At 70.7% G+C, this 16,389-nt stretch carries 14 protein-coding genes; 7 read left to right on the top strand and 7 right to left on the bottom strand.

Annotated elements, in window-relative coordinates; all coding sequences use genetic code 11:
* The 3 genes from GWI24_RS25025 to GWI24_RS25015 all read left to right on the top strand — a co-directional run.
* Positions 1-543 (top strand): pyridoxal-phosphate dependent enzyme (locus GWI24_RS25025; RefSeq protein ID WP_210948164.1); only part of this gene is annotated, 543 nt, incomplete at its 5' end.
* Positions 544-761: 218 nt separating this feature from the next.
* Entirely contained in the window at positions 762-1,718 is a 957-nt protein-coding gene (locus tag GWI24_RS25020) for an ATP-binding cassette domain-containing protein (RefSeq protein WP_210948163.1), read from the top strand.
* Positions 1,715-2,521, top strand: a complete 807-nt coding sequence (locus tag GWI24_RS25015; protein WP_210948162.1) for an ABC transporter permease — start codon at positions 1,715-1,717, stop codon at positions 2,519-2,521. Before GWI24_RS25020 ends, GWI24_RS25015 begins: the two co-directional genes overlap by 4 nt.
* 97 nt (positions 2,522-2,618) lie before the next feature.
* Here GWI24_RS25015 and greA read toward each other — a convergent pair whose 3' ends face one another.
* Positions 2,619-3,116 (bottom strand): transcription elongation factor GreA, encoded by a 498-nt coding sequence (gene greA / locus GWI24_RS25010; RefSeq protein WP_020868807.1) that lies wholly within the window; start codon positions 3,114-3,116, stop codon positions 2,619-2,621.
* A 188-nt stretch (positions 3,117-3,304) separates the two neighbouring features.
* Positions 3,305-3,709, bottom strand: coding sequence for a DUF4307 domain-containing protein (locus GWI24_RS25005; RefSeq protein WP_210948161.1), 405 nt, complete (start codon positions 3,707-3,709; stop codon positions 3,305-3,307).
* 97 nt (positions 3,710-3,806) lie between these two features.
* Here GWI24_RS25005 and mca point away from each other — a divergent pair, with 97 nt between their 5' ends.
* Both mca and GWI24_RS24995 read left to right on the top strand, forming a co-directional pair.
* On the top strand, positions 3,807-4,679 hold the full coding sequence (gene mca / locus GWI24_RS25000; protein WP_210948160.1) for a mycothiol conjugate amidase Mca: 873 nt from the start codon (positions 3,807-3,809) through the stop codon (positions 4,677-4,679).
* Between the two features lie 7 nt (positions 4,680-4,686).
* Positions 4,687-4,947 carry a hypothetical protein gene (locus tag GWI24_RS24995; protein ID WP_210948166.1) on the top strand — a complete coding sequence of 87 codons (261 nt, stop codon included), beginning with the start codon at positions 4,687-4,689 and terminating at the stop codon, positions 4,945-4,947.
* Positions 4,948-5,252: 305 nt separating this feature from the next.
* On the opposite strand, the gene GWI24_RS24990 is transcribed toward GWI24_RS24995, so the two are convergent.
* A complete protein-coding gene (locus GWI24_RS24990; RefSeq protein WP_210948159.1) occupies positions 5,253-8,531 on the bottom strand; it encodes a tetratricopeptide repeat protein in 3,279 nt (1,092 codons plus the stop codon).
* 122 nt (positions 8,532-8,653) lie between these two features.
* Here GWI24_RS24990 and GWI24_RS24985 point away from each other — a divergent pair, with 122 nt between their 5' ends.
* Positions 8,654-10,690 carry a thioredoxin domain-containing protein gene (locus GWI24_RS24985; RefSeq protein WP_210948158.1) on the top strand — a complete coding sequence of 679 codons (2,037 nt, stop codon included), beginning with the start codon at positions 8,654-8,656 and terminating at the stop codon, positions 10,688-10,690.
* Positions 10,691-10,842: 152 nt separating this feature from the next.
* On the opposite strand, the gene GWI24_RS24980 is transcribed toward GWI24_RS24985, so the two are convergent.
* Both GWI24_RS24980 and GWI24_RS24975 read right to left on the bottom strand, forming a co-directional pair.
* Positions 10,843-11,499, bottom strand: a complete 657-nt coding sequence (locus GWI24_RS24980) for a TetR/AcrR family transcriptional regulator (RefSeq protein ID WP_210948157.1) — start codon at positions 11,497-11,499, stop codon at positions 10,843-10,845.
* Position 11,500: 1 nt separating this feature from the next.
* On the bottom strand, positions 11,501-12,202 hold the full coding sequence (locus tag GWI24_RS24975) for a hemolysin III family protein (RefSeq protein WP_210948156.1): 702 nt from the start codon (positions 12,200-12,202) through the stop codon (positions 11,501-11,503).
* 255 nt (positions 12,203-12,457) lie between these two features.
* Here GWI24_RS24975 and GWI24_RS24970 point away from each other — a divergent pair, with 255 nt between their 5' ends.
* Positions 12,458-14,293, top strand: coding sequence for a phosphoenolpyruvate carboxykinase (GTP) (locus tag GWI24_RS24970; RefSeq protein WP_210948155.1), 1,836 nt, complete (start codon positions 12,458-12,460; stop codon positions 14,291-14,293).
* A 134-nt stretch (positions 14,294-14,427) separates the two neighbouring features.
* On the opposite strand, the gene GWI24_RS24965 is transcribed toward GWI24_RS24970, so the two are convergent.
* On the bottom strand, positions 14,428-14,841 hold the full coding sequence (locus GWI24_RS24965) for a hypothetical protein (RefSeq protein ID WP_210948154.1): 414 nt from the start codon (positions 14,839-14,841) through the stop codon (positions 14,428-14,430).
* Positions 14,842-14,912: 71 nt separating this feature from the next.
* On the bottom strand, positions 14,913-16,124 hold the full coding sequence (locus GWI24_RS24960) for a pyridoxal phosphate-dependent aminotransferase (protein ID WP_210948165.1): 1,212 nt from the start codon (positions 16,122-16,124) through the stop codon (positions 14,913-14,915).
* Positions 16,125-16,389: the final 265 nt, after the last annotated feature.

The following is a 16,389-nucleotide window of genomic DNA, read 5'->3' as shown; positions in this document are numbered from 1 at the left end:
ACGATCGACGCGCCCGTGACGATGGCGGACGGGATCAAGGTGGGGCGGCCGGGTGATGTGCCGTTCCAGATCATCGAGAACCTCGTCGACGAGGTCCGTACGGTCACCGAGGACGAGCTGTCCAGTGCGCTGCTGCTCTGCCTGGAGCGGGCGAAGCTGGTGGTGGAGCCCGCGGGCGCGAGCCCGGTGGCCGCGCTGCTGTCGGCGCCGGAGTCCTTCGAGGGGCCGGTGGTCGCGGTGCTCTCGGGCGGCAACGTCGATCCGCTGCTGATGCAGCGCATCCTGCGGCACGGCATGGCCGCGGCGGGGCGCTATCTGTCGCTGCGGCTGCGGCTCACCGACCGGCCGGGCGCGCTGGCCACGCTGCTGGGGGTGCTGTCGACGCTGGACGCCAATGTGCTCGACGTCAGCCATGTCCGCACCAACCCGCGGCTCGGGCTGAGCGAGGCCGAGGTGGAGCTGCACCTGGAGACGAAGGGGCCGGACCACTGCGAGGACGTCCGGGAGGCGCTGCGCGGCGCCGGGTACACGGTGATGGCCTGACGACGGGGACGGGTCTGAGCCCGAGCTCCGGAACCGGTCTTCTCTCGCGGGGGTAGGGGTCTCCGCGGCTCGCTTTCTTCATTTTGTTCGCCTCGCACATGTCGCGATGTATCGCGTCTCGGTTACGATTGCCGTCCAGTTGCTACCGAGCGCTGCCCATATGGGCGGACTTATGCCTTGATTGAGTGTGGAACTGACCCAACCCCGGGAGTGCCAACATGCCAGGCGCTATTCACGCCGAGGGTCTGGTGAAGACCTTCGGTGACGTAAAGGCTCTGGACGGCGTCGATCTCGACGTACCGGAAGGAACCGTGCTCGGACTGCTCGGCCCCAATGGCGCCGGCAAGACCACCGCGGTGCGCGTGCTCACCACGCTGCTGCGCCCGGACAGCGGGACGGCGGTGGTCGCGGGGGTGGACGTGCTCAAGAATCCCAACGAAGTCCGTCGCTCCATCGGGCTGTCCGGCCAGTTCGCCGCCGTGGACGAATATCTGACCGGCCGTGAGAACCTCCAAATGGTCGGCCAGCTCTACCAGATGGGAGCGCGGGAGGCCAAAGCCCGCGCGAGTGAGCTGCTGGAGCGGTTCAGCCTCGCGGAGGCGGCCGACCGCACCGCCAAGACGTACTCCGGCGGAATGCGCCGGCGGCTGGACCTCGCCGCGGCCCTGGTGGTCAGCCCGCCCGTGATGTTCATGGACGAGCCCACCACCGGTCTGGACCCGCGCAACAGACAGGCGCTGTGGGAGGTCATCCAGGAGCTGGTGGCCGGCGGTACGACGCTGCTGCTGACCACGCAGTATCTGGAGGAGGCGGACCATCTGGCGCATGACATCTGCGTGATCGACCGCGGCCGGGTCATCGCCCGCGGCACCTCCGACCAGCTCAAGGCCCGTACGGGCGGCGAGCGTGTGGAGGTCGTGGTGCATGAGCGCGAGGACATCGCGGCCGCCGAGGAAGTGCTGCGGGTCCTGGGCAAGGGCGAGGCGACCGTGCAGGAGCACACCCGTAAGGTCACCGTCCCGGTCGTGGGCGGCGCCAAGCTGCTGGCCGAGGTCATCCGCGAACTGGACACCCGTGGTGTCGAGATCGACGACATCGGGCTGCGCCGCCCGACCCTGGACGACGTATTCATCTCGCTCACCGGCTATGGCGCCGGGAAGGGGGAGGCGAAATGAGCACGATGAGCGATTCCCTGGTCATCGCCCGACGAAATCTGATCCGGATGACCAGAATTCCCGAGATGGTCCTCTTTGGGCTGGTTCAGCCGGTGATGTTCGTGATTCTCTTCACGTATGTCTTCGGCGGCTCGATGAAGATCGGCAACAGCACCGACCCGGACGTCTACAAGAACTTCCTGATGGCCGGGATCTTCGCGCAGACCGTGACCTTCGCCACCGCGGGCGCGGGGGCGGGGATCGCGGAGGACATGCACAAGGGGTTGATCGACCGGTTCCGTTCGCTGCCGATGGCCCGGGGCGCGGTGCTCACCGGCCGGACCTTCGCCGACCTGGTGCAGACGACGCTCACCCTGGTGGTGCTGGCCGTCGTCGCGCTGATCGTGGGCTGGCGCCCCGGTTTCGCGGACTCGACCAACATCGGGAAGATCCTGGGCGGCTTCGGCCTGCTGCTTCTTCTGGGATACGCCTTCACCTGGATCGGGGCGCTGATCGGGCTGTCCGTCCGCACCCCGGAGGCGGCGACCTCCGGCGGTCTGATCTGGCTGTTCCCGGTGACGTTCATCTCGAACGCCTTCGTGGACTCCAGCCAGATGACCCCCTGGCTGCGGCACATCGCCGAATGGAACCCGTTCAGCGCCACCGTGCAGGCATGCCGCCGGCTCTTCGGCGACCCCGGTCTGTCCCAGTCCGGCGCCTGGCCGATGCAGCATCCGGTCTGGGCGTCGCTGATCTACTCGGCCCTGATCATCGTGGTCTTCCGGACGCTGGCGGTGCGCAAGTACCGCTCGGCGACCGCCTGAGCGGTTCTTCCGGGGGCGCACCGCCTGAGCGGTTCTTCCGGGGGCACGGAGGCGAGGGGGAGCCCCGGCCGTTCGGCCGGGGCTCCATACCGGGCGTTCAGCCCTGGTAGGGCTTGGCTTCCAGGATTCGCACCGAGGCGGTGCGGCCGTTGGGGAGCTCGTACTCCGCGTCCTGGCCGACCTTCTTGCCGTTCACACCCGAACCCAGCGGGGACTGCGGCGAGTAGGTCTCGACGTCCGCGCTCGCGTACTCACGGGAGGCGAGCAGGAAGGTCAGGGTGTCGTCCGGGTCGCCGTCGAAGGCGATGGTGACCACCATGCCGGGGGCGACCACGCCGGTGTCCGCGGGTGCCTCGCCGACCTTCGCCTGCTGCAGGAGCTGCGTCAGCTGACGCACTCGGAGTTCCTGCTTGCCCTGCTCCTCCTTGGCGGCGTGATAACCCCCGTTCTCCCGGAGGTCACCCTCCTCCCGGGCAGCCTCGATCTTCTTCGCGATCTCGACACGTGCGGGACCCGACAGGTACTCCAGCTCTGCCTTGAGCTGGTCGTACGCCTCCTGGGTCAGCCAGGTGACGTTCTCGCTGGTCTGGGTCACAGGTGCTCCTCGTCGGTGCTGGGAATACAAATGAACGCCCTACTCAGAAGGGTGCGCCTTCGTCGCCGGGCGAAACCACGAGCCTAACAATTCCGGCAAGAATCGGGGAGGAGGGAACTGGGCGTAATGCGCAGGAAACGCGTCAGCGCTGGTCAGATCGGGGCAGGCGCCCGACACGTCCAGTTCGATTATCGAACAGGCTCGCAGCCGATCAACTCGGCGCTGGTCGCCCGGGCCGTGGTCCGCACGGTCACGACCTTGACCATGTCCTCCCGGCGCTGGCCGAAGGTGAAGTCCTTCCGGCCCACCTCGTCGTGGTACTCGTCCAGGGTACGCACCGTGCAGACACCGGTCGCGTCCTTTTCCTTGGTGATCTCCAGCCGGACCTCGACGGCGTCGTCGGCGACCACCTTGAAACCGGTCAACCGGCCGCTGACGTCCTGACCGGCGATGTAGTCGTACCCGAACCACGCGATCAGGGCCAGCAGCCCGGCACCGAGCACCGCGCCGACGATCTTCAGCGTCCGGTCGGCACGCGCGTCCGCGGACCGGCCGTAACGCCCGTCGGGCAGCCCCTCGCGCACCGCGGCCATGGGCGTTCCTCCTGCTGGGGGAGAGATCGGAATTATTCGTCCCCGGTTTAGGTCACTATAGAAGCCGTCTTCCACGACGAATCACTGAGGATCGAACTTGACTGAGCAGCTGCGTTTGATGGCCGTGCACGCGCACCCGGATGACGAGTCGAGCAAGGGCGCGGCCACCATGGCCAAGTACGTGTCCGAGGGGGTGGACGTGCTGGTCGCCACCTGCACAGGCGGGGAGCGCGGCTCCATCCTCAACCCCAAGCTCCAGGGTGACCCCTACATCGAGGAGCACATTCACGAGGTCCGCGCCAAGGAGATGGACGAGGCGCGCCAGATCCTAGGCGTCAAGCAGGAGTGGCTGGGCTTCGTGGACTCCGGACTGCCCGAGGGCGATCCGCTGCCGCCACTGCCCGAGGGCTGCTTCGCACTGCAGGACGTGGAGGCCGCGGCCGAGCCCCTGGTGAAGCTGATCCGCACGTTCAAGCCGCAGGTGATCACCACCTATGACGAGAACGGCGGCTATCCGCACCCCGACCACATCATGACCCACAAGATCTCGATGGTGGCCTTCGATGCGGCCGGTGACCCCGAGAAGTACCCGGAGGCGGGGGAGCCCTGGCAGCCGCAGAAGCTCTACTACAACCAGGGCTTCAACCGGGCGCGCACCGTGGCGCTGCACGAGGCGCTGCTGGCCCGCGGGCTGGACTCGCCGTACGGGGAGTGGCTGGAGCGCTGGAAGACGTTCGGGCGGCCGGAGCGCACCCTGACCACCTATGTGCCCTGCGCCGACTTCTTCGAGATCCGCGACAAGGCGCTGATCGCGCACCGTACGCAGATCGACCCCGACGGCGGCTGGTTCCGGGTGCCCATGGACATCCAGAAGGAGGTCTGGCCCACCGAGGAGTACGAGCTCGCCAAGTCGCTCGTGGACACCTCCCTCCCCGAGGACGACCTCTTCGCGGGCATCCGCAACAATTGAGCCCATGATGAGCGCCACCAGCACCCTCGCCATGACGCATCTCGTCCCGTTCGCCAAGGACCTGGACGAGAACAAGGTGACCCCGGGCGTCCTCGGTTTCATCGTCTTCGCCGTGATCGGCGCGGCGGTGTGGCTGCTGATGAAGTCCATGAACAAGCACATGAAGCGGGTGAACTTCGAGGAGGCGCCGGAGGAGCCCGGCAAGGCTCCGGCGGCCGCCTCCACCGAAGGCGCCAAGGGCGCCAAGGGCGAGGAGCGCACGGCCTGACCCCTGGCCGGGCCTGACCCCTGGCCGGGCCTGACCGCGTGTCCCGCGCGCGGGACCCTACGGCCCGGCCGGACCTTCCTGGCGGCCCTGGCCGGACACCACGGCCCGGCCCCTCTGCGCGCTCTCCGTGGCTGAGCGGATCGGCGGAAGTCTGCTGCGGTTCGGAGGCGCCCTGAAGGGGTGCGGGGCGGTGTCGATGTGCGGCTCCGCCGCAGCTGTGTCGATGTGCGGCTCCGCCGCGTGGGCGGCCGGCCACGACGGTGCCGCGGACGAGCGACGGCATCTCAGCGCACTTCCAGGAGCGCTCAGGCGCGAGGCCGGTCCGGCAGCACGGCCATGACCTCGCGCGAGTGGCGGCTCGGCACCATGCCGAGCTGCCATGCCTGCCACCCCGTCTCCGGCTCGACGCCGCGCTCCAGCACCAGCGCGAACGCCTCCGCGCACCCCTCCAGCCGGGAATCGCCCGCCGTGCCCTCCTCGCGCATCTCCCGCAGCAGCTCCGCCAGCTCCTCCTGGGCCACCGCCGTGCCGATGACCGAGCCACCCGCGGAGGCGAACGGCAGCAGCGTGCAGCGCAGGAACCGGGCCCAGGAGCGGCCGCGCCGGTCCCCGTATCCCGCGAACAGCACCGCCGCCTCGTCCACCAGCTCCAGCGCCTGCGCCGCCTTGCCGTTTCCCGCGTCGATCACCGCCAGCTCGACGCAGGACCAGGCCTCGCCATGGGCCACGCCCACCCGGCGGAAGTCCTGCCGCGCGTCCTGGAGCAGCTGCCGGGCGAAGCCGCTATTGCGCAGCGAGCCCGTCTGCGCCGCGCGCAGATCACGGGTGACCCGAGCCGAGTGATGCCGGGCACACGCCAGCCCGTACACATCCCGCATCCGGCTGAACATCGTGCGGGCCCGCTCCAGCTCGCGCACCGCCGAGTCGTGGTCGCCGCGCTCCTCCAGCGCCTGGCCCAGGTAGTACAGCGTCCATGCCTCGCCCCGCGCGTCCTCGTTCTCCCGGTGGCGGGCGAGGGCCTGGCGGAACTGGTCGACGGCCGCCGACGCCTCCCCGGCCACCAGCCGGGCCCTGGCGAGCTGGGTGAGCGCCCATGCCTCACCGCGCTGGTCATGGGTGCGGCTGTAGGCGTCCAGCGCGTCCCCCAGCTCGGTCTCGGCGCGCGGCACATCGCCCATCCGCAGACACGCCTGGCCGAGCTGGAAGTGCGCCCACGCCTGGCCGTGCAGACTCTCGCTCTCCTGATGCAGCTCCAGGGCCTCGCCCAGCAGCTCCAGCGCCTCGGCCAGCCAGCCGCGGTCGCGCTCCACCGCCGCCAGGGCGTGCATCGTCCAGGCCCGGTCGCCGCGCAGCTCCTCGGCCCGCTGGAGCTCCAGCGCCTCGCGCAGCTTCGCCGCGGCCTCCACGAGATTGCCCTGGTGGTGCAGGGTGATGCCGAGACTGCACAGGGCACGGGCCGCGCCCGCCTGGTGCTGCGCCTCGAAATACAGGTCCACCACCGAGGAGAGCGTGGTGCGCGCCTGGTCCAGCTCGCCGAGCTGGCGGGCCGCGATACCGGTGCGCCACTGCACGGACCGCATCAGCAGCCCCTGGTCGACGGCCTGGGTGAGCTCGCTGATCTCGCCCAGCCGGTAGAGATCGCCGCGCAACAGGCAGTAGTCGCACAGCGCGCCCAGGAGGTGGAGCACCGCGGACTGGTCCACGCCCTCGGCATGGCGCAGCGCGGCGGTGATGAAGCTCGATTCGTCGTCCAGCCAGCGCAGCGCCGCGTCCAGCGAGGCGAAGCCGTGGGCCGCGCCCTTGCCGAAGATGTCGGCCCGGGTGGAGGTCTTGCCGTCGACCAGCCGGATCACCGAGTCCGCGAGCTCGGCATAGCTGCGGATCAGCCGCTCCTGCGCGGCGGTGCGCTGCTCCGGCTGCTCCTCGTCCAGCAGCCGGGCATGGGCGAAGGAGCGCACCAGGTCATGGAGGCGGTAGCGGCTGCCGCGCACATGCTGGATCAGCCCGGCCCGGCCGAGCGCCTCCAGATGGCGGCCGGCCTCCTGCTCATCGGCGTCCAGCAGCGCCGCGGCCGCCGCGCCGCCCAGGCTGGCCCGCCCGGCCAGCGCCAGCCGGCGCAGCAGCCGCCGGGCGCCCTCCTGCTGGTCGGTGTAGCGCAACCACAGGGTGCGCTCGATCGCGCCCACCGGGCCGTACGCCTCCAGGTCGGTGACCAGGGCGGCGGCGGAGCGGGGGCCGAGCGAGGAGCCCGCGATCCGCAGCGCCAGCGGCAGCCGCCCGCACAGCTCGGCGATCCGCTCCACGGACTGCCCGTCGTAGGGGCCCGCGCCGGTGGGCTCCTCGGCGGAGGCCCGCAGCAGCTCCTCGGCGCCCGGCTCGTCCAGCGGGCCCACCTCGATCCGGTGCACCCAGGCGGCGAGGTCGTCCGGCAGGCCGAGCGGGGTGCGCGAGGTGATCAGGACCAGGCCGTCGGACCGCTCGGGGATCAGCGTGCGCACCTGCTCGGCGTCGTGGGCGTCATCGAGCACGATGGTGACCGGCAGCCCGGTCAGATACTGGTGATACAGCTCGGTGAGCCGTCTGATGTGCTGGTCCTGCGAGGAGCGCTCCCGGAAGAGCAACTGGTCACGGGGTGCGCCGAGCCGGTTCAGCAGATGCAGCAGCGCGTCGCGGGTCGGCAGCGGGGCCTGCTCGGGGCTGTCGCCGCGCAGATCGACCAGGCACGCGCCGCGGAACTCATCGCGCAGATGGTGGGCCGCCCGCACGGCCAGCATCGTCCGGCCGGAGCCCGGCGGGCCCTCCAGCAGCACCACCGTGGGCTTGGTCTCGGTGGACGCGCGGGCCTGCCGCGCCCACTGCGCGATCTGTGTGATCTGCGCATGGCGCCCGGCGAACGGCCCGTCCGCCTCCGGGAGATGGGCGAAGGACTGCTCAAGCACGGTGCGCCTGCGGGCCGCCTGGCTGCGGTCCGCGCCGCGCAGCTTCGGCTGCCCGGTGGCGGAGGCGGAGCGCTTCGCCGAACCGACGCCCTGGCGGGTGGCGGCCGTGGTCATCCGGTGCTGGTCGATGAACGGCCGGATGCCCCGCACCTCGACCGCCGTGAGCCACTGCAGCCGCAACTGCTCGGCCCCACCGGGCTGGTTGCGCAGCGCGGCCTGGCGGTGGGCGGCGGGCCAGTGGCTCGCGGTGAGCTTGACGACGGCGGCGGCCGACCCGGCCACGGCGGCCGTGACCCCCGCGCCCAGCGCCGTGCCCGCCGAGGTGCCGTATCCGAGATCCGCGCCGAAGGCCGCCACCGCGGCGACCGCCGCGGCCAGCGCCGGGGTGCCGAGCTGCCCGCGCGACAGCCGGGCGGAGAGCGGTCTGCTGCCCGCGTCCGACTCGTCCAGCGCGCGCACATACGCCCCGTACTCCTCCGCGGCGGTGGCGGTCATCTCGTCGAGCGCGCCGCGCGCCCGGCTGAGCAGCACCCCGCCGTCGGTGCGCCCGCCCGAGCGGCGCACCTCCTCCTCCACGGCCCGCGACAGCAGCCGCTCGACTTCCGTCCGGTGGCTGTCCCGCAGCACCGCCAGTGACGCCGGCATGGTGATCCCCCTCCTGCAGCAGTGCCATCAGTCTTCCGTTTCTGGCTCTTATCCGGCAGTCCTGTGGATAACTCCCCTGTGGATAACTTCGTCTGTCTCGCCGGGTGGGGGAGGATGGAGCCATGCCGAACCGTCTGGCGCACGAGACGTCCCCCTATCTGCTCCAACACGCCGAGAACCCGGTCGACTGGTGGCCGTGGTCGGACGAGGCGTTCGAGGAAGCGCGTCGCCGTGGGGTGCCGGTGCTGCTGAGCGTCGGCTATTCGAGCTGCCACTGGTGCCATGTCATGGCGCACGAGTCGTTCGAGGACAAGGCGACCGCCGACTATCTCAACGCCCACTTCGTCTCCGTGAAGGTCGACCGCGAGGAGCGGCCGGACGTCGACGCGGTGTACATGGAGGCGGTGCAGGCCGCCACCGGCCAGGGCGGCTGGCCCATGACGGTCTTCCTGACCCCGGAGGCCCAGCCGTTCTACTTCGGCACGTACTTCCCGCCCCGCCCCCGGCCCGGGATGCCGTCCTTCCGGCAGGTGCTGGAGGGGGTGAGCGCCGCCTGGTCGGACCGCCGCGACGAGGTGCGGGACGTCGCCGGCCGGATCGTGGAGGATCTGTCCCAGCGCGGCGGTATCGCCCTGGGTTCGGGCGCGCCGCAGCCGCCGGGCGAGGAGGATCTGCACAGCGCGCTCATGGCCCTGACCCGCGAGTTCGACACCACCCGCGGCGGGTTCGGTGGTGCGCCGAAGTTCCCGCCGTCCATGGCGCTGGAGTTCCTGCTGCGCCATCACGCCCGCACCGGCTCCGAGGGCGCGCTCCAGATGGTGTCGGCCACCTGCGAGGCGATGGCCCGCGGGGGCATCTACGACCAGCTCGGCGGCGGTTTCGCCCGGTATTCCGTCGACGCCGCCTGGACCGTGCCGCACTTCGAGAAGATGCTGTACGACAACGCGCTGCTGTGCCGGGTCTACGCCCATCTGTGGCGGGCCACCGGCTCGGACCTCGCGCGCCGTGTCGCCCTGGAGACGGCGGACTTCATGGTCCGCGAGCTGCGCACCCAACAGGGCGGATTCGCCTCCGCGCTGGACGCCGACAGTGACGACGGCACCGGCAGGCATGTCGAGGGCGCGTACTACGTGTGGACCCCCGAGCGGCTGAGCGAGGTGCTGGGGGAGGACGACGCGGAGTTCGCCGCCGGGTATTTCGGCGTCACGCGGGAGGGCACCTTCGAGCACGGGGCCTCCGTGCTCCAGCTGCCCGACGGGGAGCGGCTGACGGACGCCGCCCGCGTCGCCTCCGTACGGGAGCGGCTGCTGGCCGCCCGGGAGCTGCGGGCCCGCCCCGGCCGCGACGACAAGATCGTCGCGGCGTGGAACGGGCTGGCCATCGCGGCCCTCGCCGAGACCGGCGCCTATTTCGACCGCCCCGACCTGGTGAACGCCGCGACCGAGGCCGCAGAGCTGCTGGTCCGCATCCACATGGACCAGCGCGGTCGGCTGGCCCGCACCTCGCTCGACGGCACCGCGGGCGGCCACGCGGGCGTGCTCGAGGACTACGGGGATGTGGCCGAGGGCTTCCTCGCGCTGTCGGCCGTCACCGGCGACGGTGCGTGGGTGGAGCTCGCCGGGCTGCTCCTGGACACCGTGCTGAGCCGGTTCACGGATGAGGACGGCACGCTGTTCGATACCGCCGATGACGCCGAGACGCTCATCCGCCGCCCCCAGGACCCGACGGACAACGCGGCGCCATCCGGCTGGACGGCCGCCGCCGGGGCCCTGCTGTCCTACGCCGCCATCACCGGCGGAGCGCGCCATCGGGAGGGTGCCGAGCGCTCCCTCGCCGTGGTGCGGGCCCTCGGCCCCCGGGTGCCCCGCTTCATCGGCTGGGGCCTGGCGGTGGCCGAGGCCCGGCTCGACGGGCCGCGCGAGGTGGCCGTGGTCGGCCCCGGCGACGACCCGGCGACCCGCGCCCTGCACCGCGCCGCGCTGCTGGCCACCGCCCCCGGGGCGGTCGTCGCGGTCGGCGAGCCCGGCTCCGGCGAGATCCCGCTCCTCCAGGACCGCCCCCTCCTGGAGGGCCGCCCGGCGGCCTACGTCTGCCGCGGCTTCACCTGCGACGCGCCCACGGCCGATGTCGAGGCCCTGACGGCAAAGCTGGGGGGCTGAGCGAGAGGCTGTTGCCGGGCAAGTCCCGGGGTAGTCGCCCGGCCTGCCTCGGGCTGCTCCCGGGCCGGCTCGGCCGGTGCGTGGGCCGGCCCCGGCGTATCCCCGGGGCGCCCGGAGTCAGCCCCAGCCCACGGCGGGGATTCCCGGGCAGGTCACAGAGGCAGCCCCCGGGCGAGCAGGCCGAGCGCCCGGTCGATGGCCGTCGCCATGTCCTCGCCGCACGTGGTGGCCGCGGTGGCGCTCGCCGCGCTTGGCGTCGGCCGGTGGTCCAGGCAGTGGAAGACGGCCTCCCGCAGGGCGCCGAGCACGGCCCCTACCGCGACCCGCACCTCGAAGTCGTCTGGGGCCCGGCCGCTGCGCTCGGCCAGCGCCTCGCCCAGCAGCACCCCGCTGTCGGCCAGGCCCGCGCTCATCCGAGCGCGCAGCGCCGGGACCTGCCGTACGAGGGCCAGCCGCGCCAGCAGTTCCTCGCGCTCCGCGCCCGCCGAGTGGCCCAGCAGCCCCACGGCGGCATGACGCAGGGAGACGGCTGGGGGCTCCTCCCGTGGACGCCGGCGGATCGCCTCCGCCATGAGCGCGTCGTACTCGTCGGTGAGGACGATGTCCTCCTTGGCGGGGAAGTAGCGGAAGACGGTGCTGGGCGAGACGTCGGCGGCCTCCGCGATCCGGTCCACCGGAGTGGCCTCGTACCCCCGCTCCGCGAAGAGCCGGAGGGCGGCGCGCCGGATCACCTGCCGGGTCTTGATCTTCTTCCGTTCGCGTAGCCCGGGCCTGCGCTCGGGCTGGGACGCGGTGGTGGCCTCGGGCATCTCAGGCGTGCTGATAGGCCACCAGGGAGATGCCGACGTAGTGCACGACGAAGGCGGCCAGCGTGAAGCTGTGGAACACCTCGTGGAAGCCGAACCAGCGGGGTGAGGGGTTGGGGCGCTTGGTGCCGTAGATCACCGCGCCCACGCTGTAGAGCAGCCCGCCGACGACGATCAGTGTCATCACGGTGATGCCGCCGGTGCGCAGGAAGTCGGGCAGGAAGAAGATGGCCGCCCAGCCCAGCGCGATGTAGCAGGGGGTGTACAGCCAGCGCGGGGCACCGACCCAGAAGACCCGGAAGGCGATTCCGGCGAGCGCCCCGGCCCACACCAGCCACAGCAGCAGCTGCTGTTTGCCGTGTGGCAGGAGCAGCAGCGTGAAGGGCGTATAGGTGCCCGCGATGATCAGGAAGATATTGGCGTGGTCCAGCCGCCGCAGCACCGCGGCGGCGCGCGGTCCCCAATCGCCGCGGTGGTAAAGGGCGCTGGTGCCGAACAGCGCACATGCGGTGAGCGTGTAGATGGCGCAGGCCAGACGACCGCGCGGGCTGTCGGCGAGGGCCGTCAGCACCACCCCCGAGACCAGCGCCGCGGGAAACATGCCGGCGTGCAGCCAGCCGCGCAGCATCGGCTTCAGGGGGAGCGGCGGGGCCGCTTCGGGCCCCGGGGGATTCTCAACGGCGGCATCGGACGCGGCGGCAGTCATGGCGCTCATGCTACCTACGCCACCGTAAGTTACCGGTTCATGTCGAGTGGTGATGGTCACCAAGGCGTCCACTGGACAGATGGCCCGTACAGTCGGATGATCAAATGAGCGCGGTCGGCACCGGATGAGCTGAGCATCCGGGTCGCAGCCCCCAAGGGGTAGCTGTCTCCATAAACGGATATGAGTGCACATATCCGTACAAAACCCTCAATCAAGACGCCGGAGCGAGTGCGGTTCCGGCGGGATGGAGCGATCGTGGCGCCCAGCAATGTGGCTTCCTCCCTCACGACCACCCCGAGCCCCACGAACCACCAGGAGCTGATCTCCTGGGTCGGCGAGATCGCCGCCCTCACCCAGCCGGATCGTGTGGTGTGGTGCGACGGCTCGGAGGCGGAGTACGACCGCCTGTGCGCGGAGCTCGTCGAGAAGGGCACCTTCAAGCGCCTTGACTCGATCAAGCGCCCCAACTCGTACTACGCCGCCTCCGATCCGAGCGATGTGGCGCGCGTCGAGGACCGTACGTTCATATGCTCCGAGAAGGAGGCGGACGCGGGCCCGACGAACCACTGGAAACACCCCGACGAGATGCGCGAGATCTTCACCGGGGAGCAGGGCGTCTTCCGGGGTTCGATGCGCGGCCGGACCATGTACGTCGTGCCCTTCTGCATGGGCCCGCTCGGCTCGTCGCTGTCCGCGATCGGCGTCGAGATCACCGACTCCGCCTACGTGGCCGTCTCCATGCGCACCATGACCCGCATGGGGCAGGAGGTCCTCGATGTCCTCGGGGACGAGGGCTTCTTCGTCAAGGCCGTCCACACCCTCGGCGCCCCGCTGGAGCCGGGCCAGGCCGATGTGCCCTGGCCGTGCAACCCGACCAAGTACATCTCGCACTTCCCGGAGGCGCGGGAGATCTGGTCGTACGGCTCCGGCTACGGCGGCAACGCCCTGCTCGGCAAGAAGTGCTACGCCCTGCGCATCGCCTCCGTGATGGCGCGGGACGAGGGCTGGCTCGCCGAGCACATGCTGATCCTCAAGCTCACCCCGCCGCGCGGGGAGGCCAAGTACGTCGCCGCGGCGTTCCCGAGCGCGTGCGGCAAGACCAACCTCGCGATGCTGGAGCCGACCATCCGGGGCTGGACGGTCGAGACGATCGGCGACGACATCGCCTGGATGCGGTTCGGCGAGGACGGCAGGCTGTACGCGATCAACCCCGAGGCGGGCTTCTTCGGTGTCGCGCCCGGCACCGGTGAGCACACCAACGCCAACGCGATGAAGACCCTGTGGGGGAACTCGGTCTTCACCAACGTGGCGCTCACCGACGACGGCGATGTGTGGTGGGAGGGCATGACCGAGGAGCCGCCCGCCCATCTGACCGACTGGAAGGGCAACGACTGGACCCCGGCGAGCGAGACGCCCGCGGCCCACCCCAACGCCCGCTTCACCGTGCCGGCCGGGCAGTGCCCGATCATCGCGCCCGAGTGGGAGGACCCCAAGGGCGTGCCGATCTCGGCGATCCTCTTCGGCGGCCGCCGGGCCAGCGCCGTTCCGCTGGTGACCGAGTCCTTCGACTGGCAGCACGGTGTCTTCCTCGGCGCCAACGTGGCGAGCGAGAAGACCGCCGCGGCCGAGGGCAAGGTCGGTGAGCTGCGCCGCGACCCGTTCGCCATGCTGCCGTTCTGCGGCTACAACATGGGCGACTACATGGCCCACTGGGTGGAGGTCGGCAAGAACGCCGACGCCGCCAAGCTGCCGAAGATCTACTACGTCAACTGGTTCCGCAAGGACGCCGACGGGCGCTTCGTCTGGCCGGGCTTCGGCGAGAACAGCCGGGTGCTGAAGTGGATCGTCGAACGTCTGGACGGCAAGGCCGAGGGCGTGGAGTCCCCGATCGGCGTGCTGCCGACGCCCGAGGCGCTGGACACCGACGGTCTGGACCTCGACGACGCCTCGCTCGAGCTGCTGCTCACGGTCGACAAGGAGGTCTGGCGTGACGAGGCCGGGCTGGTGCCCGACCACCTCAACACCTTCGGCGAGCACACGCCCAAGGAGATGTGGGACGAGTACCACGCGCTGGTGAAGCGCCTGGGCTGAGCCACCCCGCTCCGTGGGCCGGGGCCCGTGCTTTCAGGCGCGGGCCCCGGCCGTGCGTCCCTCTCCGGCTGTCGGCTCACGTCGGCCGAGCCGGCTCAGGTCGCGGCTCACGTCGGCCGGGCCGGCTCAGGCCGTCAGGAGGACCCTAGGCCCAGGGCGGTCGCGTGGGAGCGCATGCGCTCGGCCGCCAGCGTCGTGGCCGCCGAGTCGTCGCGGGACGTGGCCACGACCAGGGCCCATCCGGCCAGGGTGTGGGCGCGCTGGTGGAGGGCGGTGATGTGCGTCGGGTCCGTGGCCGCTGCCGTGGGCGCCGCGCGCAGCGGGGCGCGGCCGTCGCGCAGGCGGGTGGCCTGTTCGGCGAGGCGCCGGGCGGCGTCGTCGAGCGTGGGGTCCGGGGTGAGGGTGCGCAGCTCGTCCGTCACGGTGAGCAGTGCGGTCAGATGTCCGGCCAGCCGGATGTCCAGCTCTTCCTCGCGGGAGCGGTGCGGGAAGTCGGGCTTGGGCTCGGCCATGCTGTGGACCGACTTGGTGCGGATCGGTTCGTACATGGATGGCCTCCAAGGGGTGAGGAGGCCATCCTAACTTAGACTCTGTCTAAAGTTGAGCAGGAACTAAAAGATCAGGGCTGGCCGTATCCGTCCAGGAAGTTCCCGATCCTGGTCACCGCGTCGGCGAGATCCTTCTTCGCGGGCAGCGTCACGATGCGGAAGTGATCCGGCTCCGGCCAGTTGAACCCCGTGCCGTGCACGATCATGATCTTCTCGGCCCGCAGCAGATCCAGGACCATCTGCCGGTCGTCCTTGATCTTGTAGACCTTGGGGTCCAGCTTGGGGAACGCGTACAGCGCGCCCTTGGGCTTCACGCAGGTGACGCCCGGGATCTGGGTCAGCAGCTCGTACGCCGTGTCCCGCTGCTCCACCAGCCGGCCGCCGGGGAGCACCAGGTCGTTGATCGACTGACGGCCGCCGAGCGCCGTGGCCACCGCGTGCTGCGCCGGCATATTGGCGCACAGCCGCATATTGGCCAGGATGGTCAGCCCCTCCAGATAGCTGGCGGCGTGCGACTTCGGGCCGCAGACCGCGAGCCAGCCGCTGCGGTAGCCCGCCACCCGGTACGCCTTGGAGAGCCCGTTGAAGGTGAGGGTCAGCAGGTCCGGGGCGACGGCGGTGGTCGGGGTGTGGGTGGCGCCGTCGTAGAGGATCTTGTCGTAGATCTCGTCGGAGCAGACGATCAGCTGGTGGCGGCGGGCGATGTCGGTGAGGCCGCGCAGCATCTCCTCGCCGTAGACGGCGCCCGTCGGGTTGTTCGGGTTGATGATGACGAGCGCCTTGGTGCGGTCGGTGACCTTGCGCTCGATATCGGCGAGGTCCGGCAGCCAGTCCGACTGCTCGTCACAGCGGTAGTGGACGGCGGTGCCGCCGGCGAGCGAGACCGCGGCGGTCCACAGCGGATAGTCGGGGGCGGGGACGAGGACCTCGTCGCCGTCGTCCAGCAGCCCCTGCATCGACATCTGGATCAGCTCCGAGACGCCGTTGCCGAGGAAGATGTCCTCGACATCGAGGTCGATGCCCTGGGTCTGGTAGTGCTGCATCACCGCGCGCCGCGCGGACAGCAGGCCCTTGGCGTCGCCGTAGCCGTGGGCGTCGCCGAGGTTCCGGAGCATGTCCTCGAGGATCTCCGGGGGGCATTCGAAGCCGAAGGTCGCCGGATTTCCGGTATTGAGCTTGAGGATGCGGTGTCCTGCCGCCTCCAGCCGCATCGCCTCCTCGAGCACCGGGCCACGGATTTCGTAGCAGACGTTGGCGAGCTTCGTGGACTGGATCACCTGCATGTCGGCAACCTTACGGCGGTGTATCCGGAGCCGCTCGGTGTTTTTCGCCACGTGGACGGTGTACAGGGGCGCCGGGCGGTGGGGCCGCGACTCCGCGCGCCGCCCAGGCGCCGCGCCCCGCGCCGGGCTTCGCACCGCGCCCCGCACCGCGCTCCGCGCAGGGTAACGACTCTGTTTCTGGCGTTAATTTCCGTGAAAGAAGGGTTGGCCCGAACGGGTGGCGTCGTTATCGTTCACGCACTTCACCCAATCGTTCCGCTGAACG

Origin of the sequence: Streptomyces sp. MK37H, assembly GCF_018035285.1 — a bacterium.
Taxonomy (GTDB): domain Bacteria; phylum Actinomycetota; class Actinomycetes; order Streptomycetales; family Streptomycetaceae; genus Streptomyces; species Streptomyces endocoffeicus.
The sequence above is the reverse complement of the archived record's forward strand: the minus strand, read 5'-3'. Positions and strand labels throughout refer to the sequence as shown.